At 62.1% G+C, this 19,498-nt stretch carries 16 protein-coding genes; 7 read left to right on the top strand and 9 right to left on the bottom strand.

The window, feature by feature from the left end:
• Positions 1-360 precede the first annotated feature (360 nt).
• Positions 361-1,398, top strand: a complete 1,038-nt coding sequence (locus HYG82_RS30830; RefSeq protein ID WP_179260887.1) for a sodium:calcium antiporter — start codon at positions 361-363, stop codon at positions 1,396-1,398.
• A 64-nt stretch (positions 1,399-1,462) separates the two neighbouring features.
• Here the strand turns inward: HYG82_RS30830 and pyrE are convergent, their stop codons facing one another.
• Positions 1,463-1,987 (bottom strand): orotate phosphoribosyltransferase, encoded by a 525-nt coding sequence (pyrE, locus tag HYG82_RS30825; protein WP_179260886.1) that lies wholly within the window; start codon positions 1,985-1,987, stop codon positions 1,463-1,465.
• A 159-nt stretch (positions 1,988-2,146) separates the two neighbouring features.
• Between pyrE and HYG82_RS30820 the strand changes: the two genes are divergently transcribed.
• The gene (locus tag HYG82_RS30820; RefSeq protein ID WP_179260885.1) at positions 2,147-3,106 is read left to right on the top strand and encodes an alpha/beta hydrolase; all 960 of its coding nucleotides are present in this window, start codon (positions 2,147-2,149) and stop codon (positions 3,104-3,106) included.
• A 96-nt stretch (positions 3,107-3,202) separates the two neighbouring features.
• Here the strand turns inward: HYG82_RS30820 and HYG82_RS30815 are convergent, their stop codons facing one another.
• On the bottom strand, positions 3,203-3,748 hold the full coding sequence (locus HYG82_RS30815) for a CDP-2,3-bis-(O-geranylgeranyl)-sn-glycerol synthase (protein ID WP_179260884.1): 546 nt from the start codon (positions 3,746-3,748) through the stop codon (positions 3,203-3,205).
• A 177-nt stretch (positions 3,749-3,925) separates the two neighbouring features.
• On the opposite strand from HYG82_RS30815, the gene HYG82_RS30810 reads away from it, so the two are divergent.
• The 3 genes from HYG82_RS30810 to HYG82_RS30800 all read left to right on the top strand — a co-directional run bounded on the left by HYG82_RS30810 (position 3,926) and on the right by HYG82_RS30800 (position 7,326).
• Positions 3,926-5,104: a M24 family metallopeptidase gene (locus HYG82_RS30810; RefSeq protein ID WP_179260883.1), complete on the top strand. Its 1,179-nt coding sequence runs from the start codon at positions 3,926-3,928 to the stop codon at positions 5,102-5,104.
• A 132-nt stretch (positions 5,105-5,236) separates the two neighbouring features.
• On the top strand, positions 5,237-6,517 hold the full coding sequence (gene gdhB / locus HYG82_RS30805; protein WP_179260882.1) for a glutamate dehydrogenase GdhB: 1,281 nt from the start codon (positions 5,237-5,239) through the stop codon (positions 6,515-6,517).
• Between the two features lie 140 nt (positions 6,518-6,657).
• On the top strand, positions 6,658-7,326 hold the full coding sequence (locus HYG82_RS30800; RefSeq protein WP_179260881.1) for a DUF502 domain-containing protein: 669 nt from the start codon (positions 6,658-6,660) through the stop codon (positions 7,324-7,326).
• 169 nt (positions 7,327-7,495) lie between these two features.
• Here the strand turns inward: HYG82_RS30800 and HYG82_RS30795 are convergent, their stop codons facing one another.
• Positions 7,496-8,467 carry an NAD(P)-dependent oxidoreductase gene (locus HYG82_RS30795; RefSeq protein ID WP_179260880.1) on the bottom strand — a complete coding sequence of 324 codons (972 nt, stop codon included), beginning with the start codon at positions 8,465-8,467 and terminating at the stop codon, positions 7,496-7,498.
• A 137-nt stretch (positions 8,468-8,604) separates the two neighbouring features.
• Here HYG82_RS30795 and HYG82_RS30790 point away from each other — a divergent pair, with 137 nt between their 5' ends.
• Positions 8,605-9,906: an amidohydrolase gene (locus HYG82_RS30790; protein ID WP_179260879.1), complete on the top strand. Its 1,302-nt coding sequence runs from the start codon at positions 8,605-8,607 to the stop codon at positions 9,904-9,906.
• Positions 9,903-11,168, top strand: coding sequence for a threonine ammonia-lyase (locus tag HYG82_RS30785; protein ID WP_179260878.1), 1,266 nt, complete (start codon positions 9,903-9,905; stop codon positions 11,166-11,168). The genes HYG82_RS30790 and HYG82_RS30785 overlap by 4 nt, the downstream gene beginning before the upstream one ends.
• A gap of 201 nt (positions 11,169-11,369) precedes the next feature.
• On the opposite strand, the gene HYG82_RS30780 is transcribed toward HYG82_RS30785, so the two are convergent.
• The 6 genes from HYG82_RS30780 to HYG82_RS30755 all read right to left on the bottom strand — a co-directional run bounded on the left by HYG82_RS30780 (position 11,370) and on the right by HYG82_RS30755 (position 19,255).
• Positions 11,370-12,731: an aminotransferase class III-fold pyridoxal phosphate-dependent enzyme gene (locus tag HYG82_RS30780; RefSeq protein WP_179260877.1), complete on the bottom strand. Its 1,362-nt coding sequence runs from the start codon at positions 12,729-12,731 to the stop codon at positions 11,370-11,372.
• A gap of 118 nt (positions 12,732-12,849) precedes the next feature.
• Positions 12,850-14,493 (bottom strand): BCCT family transporter, encoded by a 1,644-nt coding sequence (locus HYG82_RS30775; RefSeq protein ID WP_179260876.1) that lies wholly within the window; start codon positions 14,491-14,493, stop codon positions 12,850-12,852.
• Positions 14,494-15,001: 508 nt separating this feature from the next.
• Complete coding sequence (locus tag HYG82_RS30770) at positions 15,002-15,649, bottom strand: DUF8102 family protein (protein ID WP_179260875.1); 648 nt, start codon at positions 15,647-15,649, stop codon at positions 15,002-15,004.
• A 121-nt stretch (positions 15,650-15,770) separates the two neighbouring features.
• Positions 15,771-17,051: an amidohydrolase gene (locus tag HYG82_RS30765; protein ID WP_179260874.1), complete on the bottom strand. Its 1,281-nt coding sequence runs from the start codon at positions 17,049-17,051 to the stop codon at positions 15,771-15,773.
• A gap of 354 nt (positions 17,052-17,405) precedes the next feature.
• A complete protein-coding gene (locus HYG82_RS30760) occupies positions 17,406-17,807 on the bottom strand; it encodes a Rid family detoxifying hydrolase (RefSeq protein WP_179260873.1) in 402 nt (133 codons plus the stop codon).
• Positions 17,808-17,872: 65 nt separating this feature from the next.
• Entirely contained in the window at positions 17,873-19,255 is a 1,383-nt protein-coding gene (locus HYG82_RS30755) for an aspartate aminotransferase family protein (RefSeq protein WP_179260872.1), read from the bottom strand.
• Between the last annotated feature and the right edge of the window lie 243 nt (positions 19,256-19,498).

Below are 19,498 nucleotides of genomic sequence, written 5' to 3'. Positions count from 1 at the left end.
AAGCGGACACCTACCATCTGTGGCTACGCGTAGTCTCGAGCAGGATAAAAGCGTTGTGATGGGCTGCGATCCGGTCACGATGACGACACGTGATCGAATGGTCGATTTCGGGCCACGGTCACAGTTATCGGAACCGGCCATCGAAATTTGGCCCTCTAACCGGACGAAGCGGCCAATCTGGTCGCAGACCCGATCGATGCTACTCGTTTCGTTCGAGAACGACGAGTGACACGCGAGACCGATCTGGAAATATGGGCCGATCTTCGCTGGTCCGTCGACACTCACCGCGTCGAATCGGACGGAAATGGTGCCTCCAGTCAATGGAACAACTAATGAGTTTCGGGCCGAGACGTGCAGGTAATGGTCCTCGATGGCTTCCTCCCAGATGGACCCGTCGTTTATGCGGTCGTCATTATCGTCGCCACGGGGTTCGTCTGGTTTGGGAGCGGGTGGCTCGAAGAATCAGCGGAACAGCTTTCGGCGTACTACGGGTTGCCGGCGGTCGTCCAGGGCTCGATCGTCGTCGCCGTCGGCTCGAGTTTTCCGGAACTGGCGGCCGTCGTGATCGCGGGCTTTGCCGGAACGTTCAACATGGGTATCGGTGCGATCGTCGGCTCAGCGATATTCAACATTCTCGTTATTCCAGCGCTGTCTGGACTCGTGTCGGACGGCGACCTGGACACGAATCGCACCATCGTCTACAAGGAAGCGCAGTTCTACATGATCGCCGTCTCCGCGCTCGTGATTACCCTCGCACTCGCCGTCATTTACGTGCCCGTCTCCGACGGGAGCGAACTCGCCGGTAGGCTCACCCGGCCCCTGGCAGTGCTGCCGCTTCTCCTGTACGGATTGTATCTCTTCATCCAGTGGCAAGACGTCAGCGACCACGACGCCGAGGGCGTCACGGACGGAATCGATGTCGGCCGCCAGTGGGGAAAACTCGTCGTCGGCCTGGTGGTTATCCTCATCGCCGTCGAACAACTGGTCGGGAGCATCACAGCTCTCAGTCAGGCGGTCGGCATTCCCGAGTTTCTCGCCGGTGTGATGATTCTGGCGGCGGCGACGAGTCTTCCGGACATGCTCGTCAGCGTGCGATCGGCCCGGACTGGCAGGGGAATCACGAGCATCGGGAACGTCCTCGGTTCGAACACGTTCGACCTTCTGGTCGCGATTCCGATCGGCGTGCTCATCGTCGGAACCGTCCCCGTAGACTTCGGCGCGGCCGTTCCGATGCTCGGCGTGTTGACGCTCGCGACCGTTCTCCTGTTTTCGTTTCTGCGCACCGATCTCTCGATCACCGCCCTCGAGTCTTACGTGCTTTTGCTGGCGTATGGGTTGTTCGTCGTGTGGATGGTCGCCGAATCCGCTGGCGTGACCCAGCTGGTCAAGGGCACTTGAGTTCGCTCTGACGTCCCCCTCGATCACCTCGGTGTGGGTTGCCCTCCCGTCACCGCGGGGAACCCTACTGGCTCTCGAGCAGTTCGCTTGCGGTCACGAGCGACTCCATCTCGAGTCCCGCGTCCTCGACGTTCTCCCGGCCGCCCTCCTCGCGGTCGACGACGACGAGCGCCCGCTCGACGGTTGCGCCGGCATCCCGGAGCGCCTCGACGGCCTCCACGAGACTCGTTCCCGTCGTCACGATGTCCTCGAGAACGACGACCTCCTCTCCGTCCTCGAGGCGTCCTTCGATCAGATTCCCGGTGCCGTACTCCTTGCGCTGTTTGCGCGCGATGACGTAGGGAACGCTGGCCGCGACGCTGGTTGCGGCTGCGAGCGGGACCCCGCCGAGTGCGACCCCGCCGAGTTTGTCGTCGGCGCCGAGCCGATCGGCGAAGGCCTCGGCGATCAATTCGAGACAGTCGGGGTCCGTTTCGAAGAGGTACTTGTCGACGTAGTACTCGCTGGTACCGCCGTGGGAGAGTTCGAATTCGCCGAACTGGACGGCGTCGGCCGCTCGGAGGGCGTCGATGAGTTCCTGGTTCGTCATGCTCGAGAGGGCGCACCGAACCGAAATAAGCGGTGTGAAACGTGACGCGCCGCCGGTCGTCCATCATCGGCGCGCGAAATCGCGAAATCGCCTTACTGTGCAAATCCGAGAATTTCCGTTGCAGGTATCTTTTTATTCCCGTTCGCGAACGGTTGTACTATGACGCCACGCAGCGCAGCCGAACCTCACCCCGAAGTGCAGGCGTTTCTCGAACTGTACGAATCCCTCGACGCACCCTCGTTCGACGAGGTATCCCCCGATGAGGCGCGGCGGATGTTCGACGAAATGCAAGCCGGGGGAGAGCCCGAGATCGAACTCGAGTCGGTCGAGGACCGAATCATCGACGGCCCGCACGGCGACCTGCCGATTCGAATCTACGACCCGGGAACCGAGGGCGATGATCGACCGCTACTCCTCTATATCCACGGCGGCGGCTGGGTCATCGGGAACATCGACACCCACGACGGTACCTGCCGGAAATTGGCCGCCGACTCCGGGTATCCCGTCGTCAGCGTCGACTACGGGCTCGCCCCCGAACACCCCTTCCCCGAGGGACTCGAGGACTGTTATGCCGCCCTCGAGTGGGCGGCCCAGACTGCACCCGATCTCGGAGCCGATCCGGATCGAATCGTCGTTGCGGGGGACAGCGCCGGCGGCAACCTCGCGGCTGGGCTGTCGCTACTCGTCAGGGACCGCGGCGGTCCCGACATCGCCTATCAGCTACTGATCTACCCCAGTACGGGAAAAGTGACCGAGACCGAGGCCTACGAGGAAAACGGGGACGGCTACTTTCTCACGAAAGACGACATGGAGTGGTTCCGCGGTCATCGATTCGAATCGGCGTTCGATCAGGGGAACGTCTACGCCATGCCTCAACTCGCCCACGACCTCTCAGATCTCCCGCCGGCGACGATTCTCACGGCCGGGTTCGACCCGTTGCGCGATGACGGAGCGAACCTCGCCGAGCGACTCGAGAACGACGGCGTCCCGGTCGAATTCCACCACTACGACGACGTGATCCACGGCTTCTTCAACATGATTTCCGAGCCCGTGAATCTCGAGCGGGCCCACGAGGCCTACGACGACGCCGTCGCGGATCTGCACGCGGCGCTCGAATAACGGTAGAACCAACGAATATCGACGGGTTTGGCCGCGATGGGTTGCCATTCGGCGCTGTATTCGGCATCTGATGTCAATATCGAGTCCTCGGGCAGGCTACCACGGCTCGTTCTTCAGCCCCAGTTTGTACGCGATCATATTCGTCGTGATATGGAGTATCGGGGTGATGACGATCACGACGAAAAGCACCTCGAGCGAAAACCAGGTAGTAAACCAGTCGAACGCCAGCAGGGCGGTCAGGGGAAGCGAGACGACGACGAAGTCCAACTGGTCGAGACCGGGGAACATCGCGCCGCGTTGACGGCCGGACCGGCGCTTGAGAAAGGACGCGAGGATGTCGCCGAGCATCGCGCCGCCGGAGAGGCCGAGCGCCGCAAGCGGCGTGAACTGCGGGACCGAAAAGCCAAGCGAATCGCCGACGTCGGGCGCGAGATAGGTGAGAAGTGCTGCGAGCGTGACGCCTGCGAGAATACCCATCGCCGTCCCTCGCCACGTTTTCCCGTCGCCAAGCACCCGCTTTTCCCCCCACGTTCGGCCGCCGTCGATCGGTCGACCGCCTCCTGCCAGCACCGCGGCGTTGTTGGGGACGTACGCCGGTAACATCACCCAGAACGCAATTACGATTGTCTCGAGTACTGCCATGTTCGCCCGGACGAACCGGCGTGTCTTAATCGCCGGTGGTTTGTCCCAGTATGACGGTCGGTTTCATAAACGCTCGAGTGGACGTGTTTTTGCCCAACTATACACACAATCCGTTTTCACCATCAACGAAAAGGTTTTACCACTCCTTGGTGATGGTTCGAGTGAGGGCCTGTTATCATGCCACATGACGTTTTCGACGAACGGGAGTACGAGCGTCGGGTCGACCGGACGAAAGAGCGATTGCACGAGGAGAATCTCGACGCTATCGTCGTCGCCGATCCGGCGAACATGAACTACCTGACAGGGTACGACGGCTGGTCGTTTTACGTCCATCAGGCCGTCGTCGTCACCCCCGACCGCGACGAACCGGTCTGGATCGGGCGCGGGATGGACGCGAACGGTGCACGAGCGACGACTCACCTCGCTGAGGAAAGTATCCGCGCCTACAGCGACGACCACGTTCACTCGCCCCACGATCTGCACCCGATGGATTACGTCGCGGGTGTCCTTGAGGAACTGGCCGTCGCCGACGGCCGAATCGGCCTCGAGATGGATGCCTCTTATTTCACCGCCAAATCGTATACACGTCTGCAGGAGAACCTTCCTGAGGCCGAGTTCGCGGACGCGACGCTACTGGTCGGCTGGGTTCGGATCAAAAAATCCGAGCAGGAACTCGAGTACATGCGCGAAGCCGCCCGAATTTCTGAAACCGCCATGCAAGCTGGCCTGGACGCGATCGAAGCCGGCGTACCGGAGTACGAGGCCGCCGCGGCGATCTACGAGGCGCTGATCACCGGCACCGAGGACTACGGCGGCGACTATCCCTCTATCGTCCCGCTGATGCCGACCGGCGACCACACAGGGACGCCGCACCTGACCTGGACCGATCGTCCGTTCGAAGACGGTGATCCGGTTATCATCGAACTCTCCGGCTGCCGTCACCGGTATCATTCCCCGCTCGCTCGGACGACGTTCGTCGGCGATCCACCTGCAGAACTCGAACGAACTGCCGACATCGTCGTCGAAGGGCTCGAAGCGGCCCTCGATGCCGCCGAACCCGGCGTCACGTGCGAAGCAGTCGAAAGGGCCTGGCGCGATACCATCGCAGAGTACGGCCTCGAGAAGGAAGACCGAATCGGGTATTCGATGGGACTCGGATATCCGCCGGACTGGGGCGAACACACCGCTAGCCTTCGCCCTGGCGACGAAACAGTGCTCGAGGAAGACATGACGTTCCACATGATACCGGGTATCTGGACCGACGAGATCGGCATGGAAATCAGCGAAACGTTCCACGTTACCGGAGACGGTGCAGAGACGCTGGCTAACTTCCCGCGACGGCTGTTTACCGCATGATCAGGTCCAATTCACACCCGAATTCGATCCCGGTCGCCCCCTCTGACGACAATCGCTCCCGGTCACCCGCCCCGCTAATACTCCTCCATCAACCACAATGACAATGATCCTTCCCGGTCAACTTCCACGACGATGACATCGCCTCCAACGGAACCCGAACCCGAAGACGAACTCGACTCGGCGCTCACCACTGCCCGCCGACAGCTCGAGCGCGCGGCGACTCACATCGACGTTGACCCCGGCGTCGTCGAACGCCTAAAGTATCCGACGCGGGTTCAGCAGGTGTCGGTCCCACTCGAGCGTGATGACGGCAGCGTGGAGGTATTTACAGGGTATCGGGCCCAGCACGACGATGTTCGTGGCCCGTACAAAGGCGGACTTCGGTACCACCCCGACGTAACGAGCGAGGAGTGCATCGGTCTCTCGATGTGGATGACCTGGAAGTGTGCGGTAATGGACCTCCCCTTCGGCGGCGGGAAAGGCGGCATCGCCGTCGATCCGAAGGGCCTATCCGCAGACGAGACCGAACGGCTCACCCGTCGATTCGCCGAGGAACTGCGCAACGTCGTAGGTCCAACGAAGGACGTTCCCGCACCGGACATGGGAACCGACGCACAGACGATGGCCTGGTTCATGGACGCCTACTCGATGCAACAGGGCGAGACGATTCCCGGCGTCGTCACGGGAAAGCCCCCGATCATCGGCGGCTCCTACGGTCGCGAGAAAGCCCCCGGCCGTTCGACCGCAATTATCGCGCGAGAAGCCATCGACTACTACGATCACGATCTGACAGACACTACGATCGCCGTCCAGGGATTCGGTAGCGTCGGCGCCAACGCTGCCCGCCTACTCGAGGAGTGGGGCGCGACCGTCGTCGCCGTTAGCGATGTCAACGGGGCGATCTACGACCCCAACGGGCTCGAGACGCACGCGATCCCGACCCACGACGAGGAACCCGAAGCGGTACTCGAGCAGGACGCGCCCGAAACGATGACCAACGAAGCGCTCCTCGAACTCGACGTCGACCTTCTCGTTCCGGCAGCCGTCGGCAACGTCATCACCGCTGACAACGCCGACGCCATCGAAGCCGATATCGTCGTCGAGGGCGCGAACGGCCCGACGACGTTCGCCGCCGATACTATCCTCGAGGAACGGGACGTCCCGGTGATCCCGGACATCCTGGCGAACGCGGGCGGCGTCACCGTCTCGTACTTCGAGTGGCTCCAGGATATCAACCGCCGACAATGGTCGCTCGACCGGGTCAACGACGAACTCGAGGAACACATGCTCGATGCATGGACCGACGTACGGACGAAAGTCGACGACGAGGGGCTAACCTGGCGCGACGCCGCCTACGTGGTCGCGCTTTCCCGGATCGCGGAGGCGAAGGCAACGCGCGGTCTCTGGCCGTAGCCGAACCACTGGCAGTCGGGGAATTCGTCGCTCCTCGAAGATTGTTTCGTCGGTCGACCGGCAGCAGTCGGCCACGCCATCGTGCGGCGTCGCTCGACGAAAGGGAAGGCCTCATGCCTCAGCAGTCAGATACGCTACCTATGGCGGCGTGGAAGAGAGTGTTTGCGAGCGGGCTTATTCTCCTCGGACCGATACTCGTGACGTTTTACGTCGTGTATCGGTTGTACGCGATCGTCACCGGTCTCACACCGATGGTTCTGTTCAACGGCGAGATACTCAGCGGGCTGATCGGTCACGAACCGACTCGACTGCTGGTCATCCGTCTCCTCCGTGTCGTCGTTTCCCTGAGCTTTTTCTGTCTGGTGACGGTCGTGATCGGCACCCTCACGCGAACGACGATCGGCGACGTCTTCGCCCGGGGCATCGACGGCGTGGCTAACCGCGTTCCGGGGCTACGCGTCGTCTATAACGCATCGAAGGTTGCCGCCGAAACCACGCTCGGAGACGAACAGGCGCTGCAGGAACCGGTCAGGGTCTCGAGTTGGGACGGGACACAGATGACGGCGTTCAAAACCGGGAACGTCACCGACGACGGCCGTGAAGTGCTGTTTATCCCCACAGCACCGAACGTCACCTCGGGGTTCGTCGTCGAAGCCGAGCCGGAGCGCATCATCGAAACCGGTGAACGCGTCGAAGAAGCGCTTGCGCGCGTTCTCAGTGGCGGGTTCGGTGATTCCAGAGACTCGGACGGTTCGAATCCGACGGTGTCGTTCGAAGCGACTGAGGATCGTTCGACGGACGACGAGTAAGACGTCTGCCTCGGTGTTGTAGCCGATTCGAACAGTGGCAGGTCGGTCCCCGCGACAGAGTCGGAGCGCCCGCTCGCGGACCCGACGGTCGCACCTGGCCGATGCGTCAGGGGTCGCCGTTCGATCGCGAGTTTCGGTCGCAGAATGCAGGCGTCGGTCGTCCTCGAGGTCAACTCGAGTCAGGGTCGAATACGACGTTCTGGAGACCGTCACCGGTTTCGAGTGCGGCGACGTTTTCGGCGACGACGTCGGCCAGCCGGTCCCAATGCTTCGGCGTGTAGCCACCGGTATGTGGGGTAATCAGGCAGTTTTCCAGGTCCCAGAGCAGGTGGTCGGCGGGGAGCGGTTCCGGATCGGTGACGTCGAGGGCGGCTCCGCGAATCCCCTCGAACTGGAGCGCGGAAACGAGCGCATCAGTGTCGACGATCGGGCCGCGGGCCGCGTTGACGACGACTGCGTTCGGCGGAAGTGTGGCGAGTTCCGCTTCGCCGACGAGTCCGCGAGTCAGATCAGTGAGCGGACACGCGAGGACAACATAGTCGCTACGCGCAAAGGCCTCGTGGACGTCGTTTTCCCCGAACCCGAGGACTTCGTCGGTCGGACCGCCCTTCTGGGGTGTGTAGCGAATGCCGATGGTCTCGACCTCGAACCCCTCCAGACGCTGAACGATCTCCTGTCCGATGGAGCCGAGACCGACGATCGTAACGGTGCTATCGGTGAACTCGTACGACTGAAAGTGCCGCCACTCGCCGTTTTCCTTCCGACGCCATCCTTCGTGGAGGCGGCGCGCGAACACCAGCATGTTGGCGATGGTCTGCTCGGCGATTCCGGGGGCGTGGATTCCACCCGCGTTCGTGACGGCGACGCCCTGGTCCGCCAGCGCGTTCATCGGCACGTGGTCGGTGCCGGCGAAGATACATGCGAACAGTTCGAGCCGGTCTGTGCGCTCGAGGAGGGATTCGTCGATAGAAATGCCGGTTACGATACGTGCCTGCGCGACGAGTTCGCGCTCTTCCTTCGGCGTCCGAGCGAGCGCAATCGTGTGGTCCGGCAACCGCTCGCGTAAGGTTTCAGCGTACGACTCCATCGACAGTCCTTCCGTTCCCTCTCTCAGAACGACGATATCTGGATTCGTGTCCATCTCGGTGTCTCCCGCGTCTCGCCGACGCGTTTTGCTATCTACCGTACGATTACCGTCGGCCCTCTTATCCCTTTTGTGTAAACATCGTTAACAGCAATTGTGTACAACTAAGGTCGTGGGGTGCGTCATCGGCTAGCATGTCCGAACCGATTCAGAACCGACTCGTCACGGTTCGTCGCAGCTTCCACCGGTACCCCGAGCCCGCATGGCGCGAGTTCTTTACCACGTCACAGCTCGTCGAGGAGATACGAGCTATCGGCGTCGACGAACTCGCCGTCGGCCCGGACGCCTACGATCCAGCCGACCGGATGGCCGTCCCTGACGAAGACCTCGAGCCGTGGTTGGAGCGCGCCCGCGAGCGCGGCGCGGACGAAACCCTCCTCGACCGGATGGCCGGCGGCACCACCGGCGCGGTCGCCGTCCTCGACCGCGGAGAGGGGCCGGCGATCGGTCTGCGCGTCGATATCGACGGCCTGTTCATCGAGGAATCGACCGACGAAGAACACGATCCTGCCGACGAGGGCTTTCGATCGGAGATCGACGGAACGATGCACGCTTGCGGCCACGATGCCCATATGACCTGGGGGCTGGCCGCCCTCGAGTCGATCGCCGAGAGCGACTTTTCCGGACGGCTGGTCGCCTTCTTCCAGCCTGCAGAGGAGGCGGGCGGCGGCGGTTGTCCGATGGCGAACAGCGAGTATGCCGACGATCTGGACTACCTGCTCGCAGTGCACATCGGACTCGATCACCCGACCGGCGAGGTCGTCGCCGGCATCGAAAAGCCACTCGCGATGTGCCACGTCGACGCGACGATCGAAGGGACCTCTGCGCACGCGGGAAAGGCACCGAACGAGGGAGATAACGCTATGCACGCGATGGGAACAGCGATCGAGAACGCCTACGGCATTCCGCGCCACAGCGACGGGATGACCCGCGTGAACGTCGGCAAAGCCGAGGCCGGCACCGCGAGCAACGTCATCGCCGAGCGGGCACACATGGAAGCGGAAGCACGCGGCGAGACCACCGCGCTGATGGAATTTATGAAACGCCGCCTCGAGCGCGCGGTGACGGCGGCGGCGAGGATGCACGGGTGCGAGGCAGACATCGACGTCGTCAGCGAGTCGCCGCGGGCGGACAGCGACCCCGAACTCCAGGATCTCGTGAGCGAGGTCGCAAACGGAGTTGCGGGTGTCGAACGGGTGGTTCCGGCCGCGGACTTCGGGGCGAGCGAGGACGCGACGTTCCTGATGGAGCGCGTCCAGGAGGATGGGGGGCTGGCGACATACCTCATCGTCGGAACGGATCACCCGACGAGCCACCACACGCCAACGTTCGACGTCGACGAGGAGAGTCTCGAGCACGGCGTCACGGTACTCGTCGAGACGATTCGAGAACTCGAACGCCAACATCCCGTGACGCGGTTCGAGAACGAAGGATGAGCGGGGATAGCGAGACGGATGAATGCCGGGAGAAAAGCCACGGCCGGGTCACCGTCGAGGACGTCGAGATGGCACGGGAGCGCATCGGCGACGTCGTCCATCGGACGCCGCTCGACACCTCGCGGACGTTCGCGGAGATGACCGGCGCGGCCTCGGTCGGGCTGAAACTCGAGAACGTCCAGCGGACGGGATCGTTCAAGATTCGCGGTGCGTACAACAAAATGGCCCAGCTTTCCCCCGAGGAGCAAAGCGCGGGCGTCATCGCCTCGAGCGCGGGGAATCACGCCCAGGGCGTCGCGCTAGCCGGCGACTTGCTCGATATCGACACCACGATCGTCGTTCCCGACGTCACGCCCGCGGCGAAAATCGAGGCCACCCGCGGATACGGAGCTGAAGTCGTCGTCGAGGGCGATATCTACGAGCAGTCCTACGAATACGCCCTCGAACGAGCGGGGGAAACCAGACGGACGTTCGTCCATCCCTTCGACGACGAGGCGATCGTCGCAGGGCAAGGAACGATCGGACTCGAGTTGCTCGAGCAGTATCCCGAACTCGATACCGTACTGGTGGCGATCGGCGGCGGCGGCCTCATCTCTGGAATCGGAACGGTTCTCGAGGCTGTAGATCGCGAAATTCGGGTTATCGGCGTACAGCCGAGCGGGGCTGCCCACGCGAAACCGTCGCTCGAAGCCGGCGAGATCCGAGAACTCCCGGACGTCGACACTGTCGCGGAGGGGATCGCCGACACCCGACTGCTCGAGACAACCTTCGAAATCGCTCGCGAGGTCGTCGACGACGTAGTGAGCGTGAGCGATCGGGAAATCGCCGCCGCAGTTACCCTGCTGGCCGAGCGCGCAAAGACCGTCGCGGAAAGCGCCGGCGCTGCACCACTTGCTGGCGCGCTCTCGCTCGAGACGGATCTCGAAGGAAACGTCGGCCTCGTAATTTCGGGCGGCAACGTAAACCTCATCGAACACGCCGAAATGACCAGGACCGGCCTCCACGAACTCGAGCGCTACGCCGAGGCCAGACTCGCGATCCAGGGATGGCCGACGACCGTCGGTGCAGTGGTCGAGACGGTTTCGGCACAGGGTGCCGAAGTCGACGTTCTCGAGCGTGCGCGCCGAACCGCGGTCGACCATCCGAACCGAACGCCCGTAACGATCGGCCTCGAGGGAAGCGGTCCGGTCCATCTCGATGGGGTTCTCGAGGCGCTGTCCGAACTCGACGGCGTCTCCATCGTCGAACGGTCGCTCGAGTAACGGCCCACAGAACGCTTTCAGCGTGGATCGACGATCACGGGCCGACGCGCCGAGACCGCCGTTGCACTGCGCGACGGTATCGGTGAAGCTGCTCCCGAACCGGTGAATCAGTATTCGTTTACGAGCACCGTCAGAATCGGTCGGCCCGGTTCGGAAAGCCGATCGGAGAAACGAAAATCGAGAGCGAAAAAATCGTCGCCGTTACGCTACCGTCGGACTCGCACCGACCGCCTCCACGGCCTCGAGGAAGATGCCGATCCCGAGTTCGATCTCGCGCTCGGTCGAATCGAGCGGTGGGAGCAACCGGATCGTCTTCTTGCCACACCCGAGGGTCAGGAGGCCGCGCTCGAGGGCGGCCCGAACGATGGCGGTACGGCGTTCGGGGGTGTCGAACTCGATGGCTAGCATAAGGCCCTTGCCGCGGACGTCCTCGACGTACTCGGGCGCGTCGTCGCCGAGGAGGTCTTTGGCCTGCTCGCCGCGACGGGTGGCGTTTGCAAGCAGGTCGTGCTCCTGAATGGCCTCGAGGGTGAACGCACCCATCATCGAGCCCAGCAGGTCCCCGCCGCCGAAGGTCGAACCCAATCGGTTCTTCTGGTCCGGGAAGACCTCGGCGCGAGAGAGGGTCGCACCGACCCGAAGGGCCTTCGCGCTGGCGATGACGTCGGGTTCTATGGGGTAGTGATCCGAGGCCCAGAATTCGCCGGTGCGGCCGATCCCAGCCTGAATCTCGTCGACGACCAGCGGGATGTCGTAGGTGTCGGTGACGTCTGCGACCTCCTGCATGAACGCCTCGCTGGGAAAGCGGTACCCGCCGACGCCCTGAATCGGCTCGAGGGTGAGGAAGGCGATTTCGTCGGGGTCGACGTAGCCGCCTTCGGGCGCGAGCATGGATCGAAGCTGGGAACCCTCGCCTGCGAAGAAGCCACAGTCGCAACTGTCGCCATTACAGCCACGGTCCGCACAGAATGGGACCGTCTCGATCCCGCCGATTTCTGGGTAGTGACGGGTGTAAACCTCCTTTGATTTCGTGATCGACAGGGTTCCGAGGGTGCGTCCGTGGAAGCTCCCCGAAAAGGCCACGCCGTACTTCGAGGGGGCGCGGTAGTCGGCGGTAATCTTCATCGCGTTTTCCATGGCCTCCGCACCGGAGTTCGAGAGGAAGACCGTGTCCATCCCGTACTGGCTCGAAACCTCGGTCAACTTTTGCATGAGGTGGCTCGAGCCGGGGAATTCGGCCTCGGTCGGATCCGGCCCCGAGCCGAAGTACAGATCCTGTCCGGCGATCTTCATCGGCTCGACGAGGTCGAATTCCCGGACTTTCTCGAGGATTTTCTCGTTGTTGTAGCCAAGCGGTGCAGCGCCAATGTGGCAGGTGAAGTCGAGCAGTACGTTCCCGTCGACGTCCGTGACGAACGGTCCGTCGGCTTCCCGCGTGACGTCCCAGACGAACTCGTGTGAGTACTCGCTGGGTGCCGAGTACTCGTGATGGAAATCGACCCAACGCTTCGCGTTCGGACCGGGAAGTGCGTCCGCGTCTGGTACCGTCGTATCCCGATTCATACACAGTTTATGTGTACCTCGTACATTAAAACTTGTTATGCACTATCGAAGGGATCGCGAGAAAAACGCACAGCATGACGGCCGAAGCGGTCGGACAGCGGGCTGGAGGGTCAGCGGATCAGTCGTCGTCAGACTCGACGGGGCCACCGGGCCCAGCCGGTGATTCGGCTTCGGTCTTCGTACTCGAGCCGACGAGAACGGTTTCGTCCTGGAGCAACACCTGGCCGTAGTTCGACCCGAAGTCTTTGATCAGGGAGAGCATCGCCAGGAAGCAGACGAACGCGAACGGCGCGCCGGTGATGATGACCGCGTCTTGCAGCGCGCTCGTTCCGCCTTCACCGCCGATGATCATAAGGATCGCCGCGGTCATGCCGAGGACGACGCCCCAGAAAATCCGGTTGATGGTCGAGGGTCTCGCTTTGCCGCCGGTCGTCATCATCGAGACGGCGAGCGTCGACGAGTCCGCCGAGGTGATGAAGAACGTCGTCACGAGGACCATGAAGGCGATCATAAACACGGTTCCGAAGGGGAACGCACCGAAGAGGATGAATCCCGATATTTCCGGCGTGAAGTTGGCGATCACGGGGCTGAAATCGGCAACTCCGGTGTGGTGGTACTGCAGGGCAGTGCCGCCGACGAACGTAAACCACGGGATAGTCGCTGCGGAGGTCGCCACGATACCGGTAAACGCGACTTCCCGGACGGTACGACCCTTGGAAATGCGGGCGATGAACAGTCCGGCGAAGGGGGACCACGAGAGCGCCCACGCCCAGTAGAAGACGGTCCAGGCGTTGACCCATCCCGTACCGCCTTCGGTGCCGGCACCGGTGTAGAGGCTCATGGACGTAAAGTCGGCGATCATCCCACCGACTGCCTGGGAACCGAGCAAGAGCAAGAACAGCGTCGGTCCCAAAATGAACGTGGCGAGCATGAGTACGACGAACAGAATCATATTGAAGTTCGACAGCCGGCGGATCCCTCTGTTGACGCCGAGGACCATCGATATCGTAAACAGAAGCGTCATCGTCGTGACCACGAGGAGGATACCGACGTTCCCCAGATCGATCCCCCACTGATAGTCGAGGCCGGCGATGAACTGGCTCCCGATGAAGCCAAGCGAGGTCGCCACGCCGCCGATCGTCGCGAACACCGCGAGGATGTCGATCACTTTCGCGAACGGACCATCGAGGTTCTCGGCGCCGATGATCGGAGTCAGCGCCGAGGAGACTCGAAGCGGTACGTTTTCGTAATTATACGCGAAGTATGCGATCGCAAGCCCCATGATCGTAAACACCGCCAGCTGAGGCAGCGCCCAGTGGAACAGCGTCTGCTGGATCGCGATGGGTATCGCCTCGCTAGTCCCGCTCTCGACGCCGAACAACGGCGACGGCGAGTCGTAGTAGAACAGTGCTTCGGTCGGCCCCCAAAACACGACACCGGCTGCGAACCCGGCTGAGTACAACATCGCGAAGAACGAGAGAAAGCTATACTCCGGATCCTCGTCGCCCATCTTGATCTTCCCCCACGGACCGACGATCAGAAACAGGAGGAAGACGACGATCAGGAACACGATAACCAGCAATGCCCAGTTCAGATAAGCGAGAATCTCGCTTTGGATCGCCGCGATTCCGTTCGAGACGAACTGTTGATCGACGAAGAACGCGACGATGACACCGACCGTCAGTAGTGCGCCGAACAGGAAGACCGTCGGATCAATCTCCTCGAGGAACTCGTCGACCATCCCCTTTTGCTCACCACTCATCGTCTCACCCCCGGAACCGGGCGACGGCTCGGAGATTGACTGTGCCTCCACCTACCATTCGCCATGCTGCACAATGGCATACCGGGACCATTAACGGCGTATACAATAAGTGTTTCTCACTCGCGGAATTCATCCACAGTTTGTGTTTACTGGTCGGACGCTCGAGGTAGCGATCACGGCTGTTGAGAACTGACTACGCGTGAAACAATAATTATTTTTGTAGTTATTCCTGGTAGTAAGAGCCTGATTGAAAATACAGTCATACGGTCCTGAACCCGAGTTTGTCTCGTTCATGCAAAGAATACGCAGGGAAATCGGCTGATGCGATCGGTTCGCTAAACCGAGATCTGCCAGGAGAACGTCGGAAACGCGGCTGAACCGGTACAGATCCGCGATTTTGGCGACTGATCTTCGAAGAGGGCCAGGTCAGCTCACTCGCCGAAATTGGACCACATCGGCGACCCAAGATGCGAGGCAGAATTTCGACGCCGACGTGATCCGCGTTCCGTTAGTCCGTCATTTCTTCGAACGTCTGTTTGCGGGACGTGGCACTCTCGGTCACTCGGTCGGCAAACTCGTCGACGCGATCCTTGATCTCTTCGCGGGTATCCTCCGGAGAAAACGCGTCGGACATCGTCAGCAACCGGACGAATGCGCGGAGTTCCTCGTCGGTGAGCTGGGCGAACTCCTCGTTTTCGAGTTTCTCGATGACTTCGTCGACGTTGATCTGGCCGACGGGCTCGACGTTGAATTCGACGTTGACCATCCGGTAGTTCGAGCCCGCGAGGCGCTGTTCTGCCTTCCCGACCCCCTCCGAGAGCATATCCTTGAACGGGGTATAGTAGCCCATCGTCCCGAGATGGAGAAACGCCAGCATGTCGGTGATTCCCTGCGTGTACGCGTCTCGTTCGTCGTCGTTCGGATCGAAGACCGTCTCTCGATCACGCTCTTCCATGTATTCGAAGAGGATACTGAAGTCGAGAATCGCGTTCCGAACCCGGCGCCGAATTCGGTTTCGCTTCTGTTTCTTCGAGTGGTCGGTGTAGTCGGTCTTGCGCCCGAGCAAGAAGTCGCGGTCGGAGGGAGTAAGAATACCGCGCGGACGGTCCGAGTCCGCCGCTGTCTTGAGCGACTCCGGCACATCGTCCTGGCTCATAGAGTAATACAGTGCGTGCGCGTAAATTAACGTTTACCATCCATCGACCGTGGTTTACCATCCGTCGACCGTGATCATCGACTGACAGTTCGGACGAGTGGGCCGCCGTAAACGGACGGTACTACGGCCGCCGCCGGGAAAGTTCGATCATCGTCTCCGAGAGCAGCGACACGCCGATCTCGAGGCTTTCTTCGTCGATGTCGAACGTCGGCGTGTGGTGGCTCGTCGGGTGATCCGTCCCGACGAGAATGTACGACGCGAGACCGCCGTCGTCCTGGACGCGCTCCATCAGGTACGTCACGTCTTCGCTCACCCCGAAGTCTTCGGCCGGAACGACGCGCTCGACGCCCTTGACCTCCCACGCGACGTTCCCGATGAGATCGCGGAGTGCGGGATGGCTGTCGACCCGGGGTGACTCGCTGATCACCCGCGGCGTGACGTCGCAGTCGTGCATTTCGGCTGCCGCATAGAGAACGCGCTCGAGTTCGGTCCGGGTATACTCCATCAGGGCCGTCGTCTCGCCGCGGACCTCGGCTTCGATAGCGACCTCCTCGGCGATGACGTTGCTCGCGGTGCCGCCCTCGATCCGGCCGACGTTCACCCGGGTCATTCCGTCGCTGTGCCTCGGGATGGCGTAGGCGTTCTGGATCGCCGTCGCGGCCGCCTGCATCGCGTTTGCGCCTTCGTTCGGTGCTTTTCCGGCGTGAGCGCTTGCACCCCTGAACGTCGCGGTCAGATGGGCCATCGCCAGGGGCTTTTCGATGCCGGCGACGACCTCGCCGGTCGGGTGATCGAGTCCGATGTGCACTGCGAGCAAGTAGTCGACGTCGTCGAGGTAACCGCTCTCGGCCATCGCCTTCCCCCCACCGGAGATCTCCTCGGCGGGCTGGAAAAAGACTTTCAGCGTTCCCTCGAACTCGCTTTCTTTCAGCGCCTCGATCGTGCCGAGTGCCATCGCGAGGTGGGCGTCGTGACCACAGGCGTGCATGTAGCCGTCGTGCTCGGAGCGAAAGCCCTCTGCGGCCGGGCGGTGATCGCGATCTGCCGACTCCCCCATCGATATCGCGTCGAGATCGACGCGCAAGCCGATACACGGCCCCATCCCTTGCTCGAGGACCGCGATAACTCCCGTGTGGCCGCCAGTGGTGCGTTCCAGGATGTCCGATCGAACACCCGCGTTACGAGCGCGCTCGATCCAGGGCTCTAGTTCCGACTCCGGGGGCACGGCCATGCGTTCATCAGTCGCCAGCGCTTCGCGGCCAACGGCGATCTCGTCGACGCCGATTTGTTCGAGTTCCTCGACGACCCGTGCCGTCGTCCGGAACTCGCGCCAACCGGGTTCGGGATGGCGGTGGAACGCTCGGCGAAGTTCGCGTACTCTGTTTCGCTCCTGGTGTGACATTCTCTATCAGAAGATAGGGGAAGCGGCTACTTAACCGTAGTCAGTCTCGAATACGGCCGAGAGACGATCGATCTGAAAGACGACGGAGCGAGCAGGAAACTCGGTCGAATCGGCGACCGGGACCGATCAGGAATCAGCAAGTCGGTCCCGATGGTCGAAAGACCCTCTCTCGAGCGCACTCGGACGAAAAGGCAGACCGTAGGAAAGACGGGAAGCATCGAGAAGGGAAGCATCGAGAAGGGAAGCCTCGAGAGGGGAAGCCTCGAGAGGGGAAGCATCGAGAGGGGAAGCATCGAGAGGGGAAGCATCGAGAAGGGGAACCGCGACCGAAGAGCATCCGAACTGGAGGGTAGTTCACGCTGTGGAGTGGCCCAGAAATGCGATCGCATCCATTTCCACGCGCACGTCCTCGGGCAACTGAGCGGCTTCGACGCAGACTCTGGCTGGCGGCACCTCGCCGAACCGGGCCCCGTACGCCTCGTTGACCCGGTCGTAGTCCTCGAGGTCGGTCAGATAGACGGTCACCTTGACGACGTCTGCGAGGCCGTCGCCGCCGGCTTCGTCGACGACCGCGGCGACGTTGTCGAGTACGCGGTCGGTCTGTGACGCTATATCGCCGTCGACTGTCTCCCCAGTGTCTGGATCGACGGGCCCGTAGCCGGATACGTAGAGCGTGTCCCCGGCGTGGACGCCCTGCGAATACGGGTTGTCGGTGCTCGGTGCGTCGTCCGTGTAAATTCGGTGTGCGTTCGCCATTGGTCTGGAGTATCCGGGATGGTCCGGTCGAACCCGAAACGACGCGGGTCTCGATCGGATTCCGGTTAGACGGCCCGTTTGGATTCGGCTGTTACGTCTTCGATCGCTTCGACGACGACGTCCAGTGCGGTTTCGGCTAACGCTCGAGTGAGCACGAGCGGCGGAAGGAATCGCAGGACGTTGCCGTGGCGACCGGCCGTCCAGATGAGGACCCCACGTTCGAAGCAATACTGCTGGACGGCGTCGACGGTATCGCCGTCCGGTTCGCCGTCGGCATCGACGAACTCGGCGCCGATGAACAGGCCTCTGCCGCGGACGTCCGCGAGACGGTCGTTTCCGTCGCCCGCCTCGCGAAGCCGACCGCGGATGTATTCGCCGAGGTCGCGGGCGTGGGCTAGCAAGTCGTGGTCCTGAATGTACTCGATGGCGCGCATTCCCGCTCGCATTCCGACGACGTGACCGCGGTAGGTGCCAGCGTGGTCGCCCGCTCCCCACGTATCGAGGTCTTCGTGGTAGATGGTCGCAGAGAGTGGGAACCCGGCGCCGCCCAGGGCCTTCGCGGAGGTCATGACGTCTGGTGCGACGCCCTCCCAATCGCTGGCCCACCACCGCCCGGTGCGGCCGAGGCCGCTCTGAATCTCGTCGAAGACGAGGACGACGTCGTTATCGTCGGCGATATCGCGCAGGCCCTGCAGAAATCTTTCCGGCGGCGTGACGATGCCGCCTTCGCCCTGGATCGGTTCGACGATGATCCCGGCAGGATTCGCGAGTCCGCCGTACGGATCTTCGACGATCGCTTTGACCTCCTCGAGCGCGCGGTCGACAGCATTCTCGGGCGTCCTGTCCTGTCGGAACGGGTGGGGATACGGCGCGTGGACGACGTCGGAGAGCAGCGGCGTGTACGGGCCCTTGAACTTCTTGTTCGACGTGACGCTCATCGCGCCCGTCGTCGCTCCATGGTAGCCCCCGCGAAACGCAATCAGACCGTCGCCGCCGGTGTTGTATTTGGCCAGCTTGATCGACGCCTCGATGGCGTCGCTGCCGGTCGGGCCGCCGAAGACGACCTTGTTCTGTCCCTGCAAGCCGTCGGGTGCGATCTCGTCTAACTTCTCGATCAGTTCGAGGCGGGCCTCGGTCGGGAAATCGACCGTGTGAACGAACTTATCTGCCTGTTCGTGTACGGCTTCGAGAACGTACGGATTCGAGTGACCGACGTTGAGGACGCCGATGCCTGCAAAGAGGTCGATGTATGTGTTGCCGTCGGCGTCACGGACCGTCGCGCCCTTTCCCTCTTCGAACGCGATCGGAATGTCGTCCGGATACGCGACTGCGCTACTGTCGATCCGTTCCTGTTTCTCGAGCAGCGCTCGCGTCTTCGGGCCGGGAACGGAGTCGACGGTCGGTGCGTCCTCGAAGTGGAGTTCGTCGATCGGCGGTCCTGCCGTCATACATAGGGGCAGGTGAAACAATTATAAATAGCTTGTCGACAGTTTCTATGAAGATGGTATACAGTTATTGATTACGGCGGCAGAATCGGAACCCGATACGGGTGATGGTGTATACGAAAAGCATATACGAATTGCCGACAGGGAGACGACCGCTCGAGTCGACGACGGGAATACGATCCCGGCTGAACAGAACGGACGAGCGGACACGATCGTGTCTCCGATCTCTTGCAGCGTTTTGAACGC

Source organism: Natrinema halophilum (assembly GCF_013402815.2).
GTDB lineage: Archaea > Halobacteriota > Halobacteria > Halobacteriales > Natrialbaceae > Natrinema > Natrinema halophilum.
This window is presented reverse-complemented; position numbering and strand designations above follow the sequence as displayed.

Excerpts from the sequence above, each read along its gene's own strand:
- HYG82_RS30785 (WP_179260878.1), top strand. The coding sequence starts at position 9,903 with ATGAGCGGGGATAGCGAGACGGATGAATGCCGGGAGAAAAGCCACGGC.
- HYG82_RS30765 (WP_179260874.1), bottom strand. The coding sequence starts at position 17,051 with ATGTCACACCAGGAGCGAAACAGAGTACGCGAACTTCGCCGAGCGTTC.
- HYG82_RS30755 (WP_179260872.1), bottom strand. The coding sequence starts at position 19,255 with ATGACGGCAGGACCGCCGATCGACGAACTCCACTTCGAGGACGCACCG.
- HYG82_RS30820 (WP_179260885.1), top strand. The coding sequence starts at position 2,147 with ATGACGCCACGCAGCGCAGCCGAACCTCACCCCGAAGTGCAGGCGTTT.
- gdhB (WP_179260882.1), top strand. The coding sequence starts at position 5,237 with ATGACATCGCCTCCAACGGAACCCGAACCCGAAGACGAACTCGACTCG.
- HYG82_RS30830 (WP_179260887.1), top strand. The coding sequence starts at position 361 with ATGGTCCTCGATGGCTTCCTCCCAGATGGACCCGTCGTTTATGCGGTC.
- HYG82_RS30810 (WP_179260883.1), top strand. The coding sequence starts at position 3,926 with ATGCCACATGACGTTTTCGACGAACGGGAGTACGAGCGTCGGGTCGAC.
- HYG82_RS30775 (WP_179260876.1), bottom strand. The coding sequence starts at position 14,493 with ATGAGTGGTGAGCAAAAGGGGATGGTCGACGAGTTCCTCGAGGAGATT.
- HYG82_RS30770 (WP_179260875.1), bottom strand. The coding sequence starts at position 15,649 with ATGAGCCAGGACGATGTGCCGGAGTCGCTCAAGACAGCGGCGGACTCG.
- HYG82_RS30795 (WP_179260880.1), bottom strand. The coding sequence starts at position 8,467 with ATGGACACGAATCCAGATATCGTCGTTCTGAGAGAGGGAACGGAAGGA.
- pyrE (WP_179260886.1), bottom strand. The coding sequence starts at position 1,987 with ATGACGAACCAGGAACTCATCGACGCCCTCCGAGCGGCCGACGCCGTC.
- HYG82_RS30760 (WP_179260873.1), bottom strand. The coding sequence starts at position 17,807 with ATGGCGAACGCACACCGAATTTACACGGACGACGCACCGAGCACCGAC.
- HYG82_RS30780 (WP_179260877.1), bottom strand. The coding sequence starts at position 12,731 with ATGAATCGGGATACGACGGTACCAGACGCGGACGCACTTCCCGGTCCG.
- HYG82_RS30800 (WP_179260881.1), top strand. The coding sequence starts at position 6,658 with ATGGCGGCGTGGAAGAGAGTGTTTGCGAGCGGGCTTATTCTCCTCGGA.
- HYG82_RS30790 (WP_179260879.1), top strand. The coding sequence starts at position 8,605 with ATGTCCGAACCGATTCAGAACCGACTCGTCACGGTTCGTCGCAGCTTC.
- HYG82_RS30815 (WP_179260884.1), bottom strand. The coding sequence starts at position 3,748 with ATGGCAGTACTCGAGACAATCGTAATTGCGTTCTGGGTGATGTTACCG.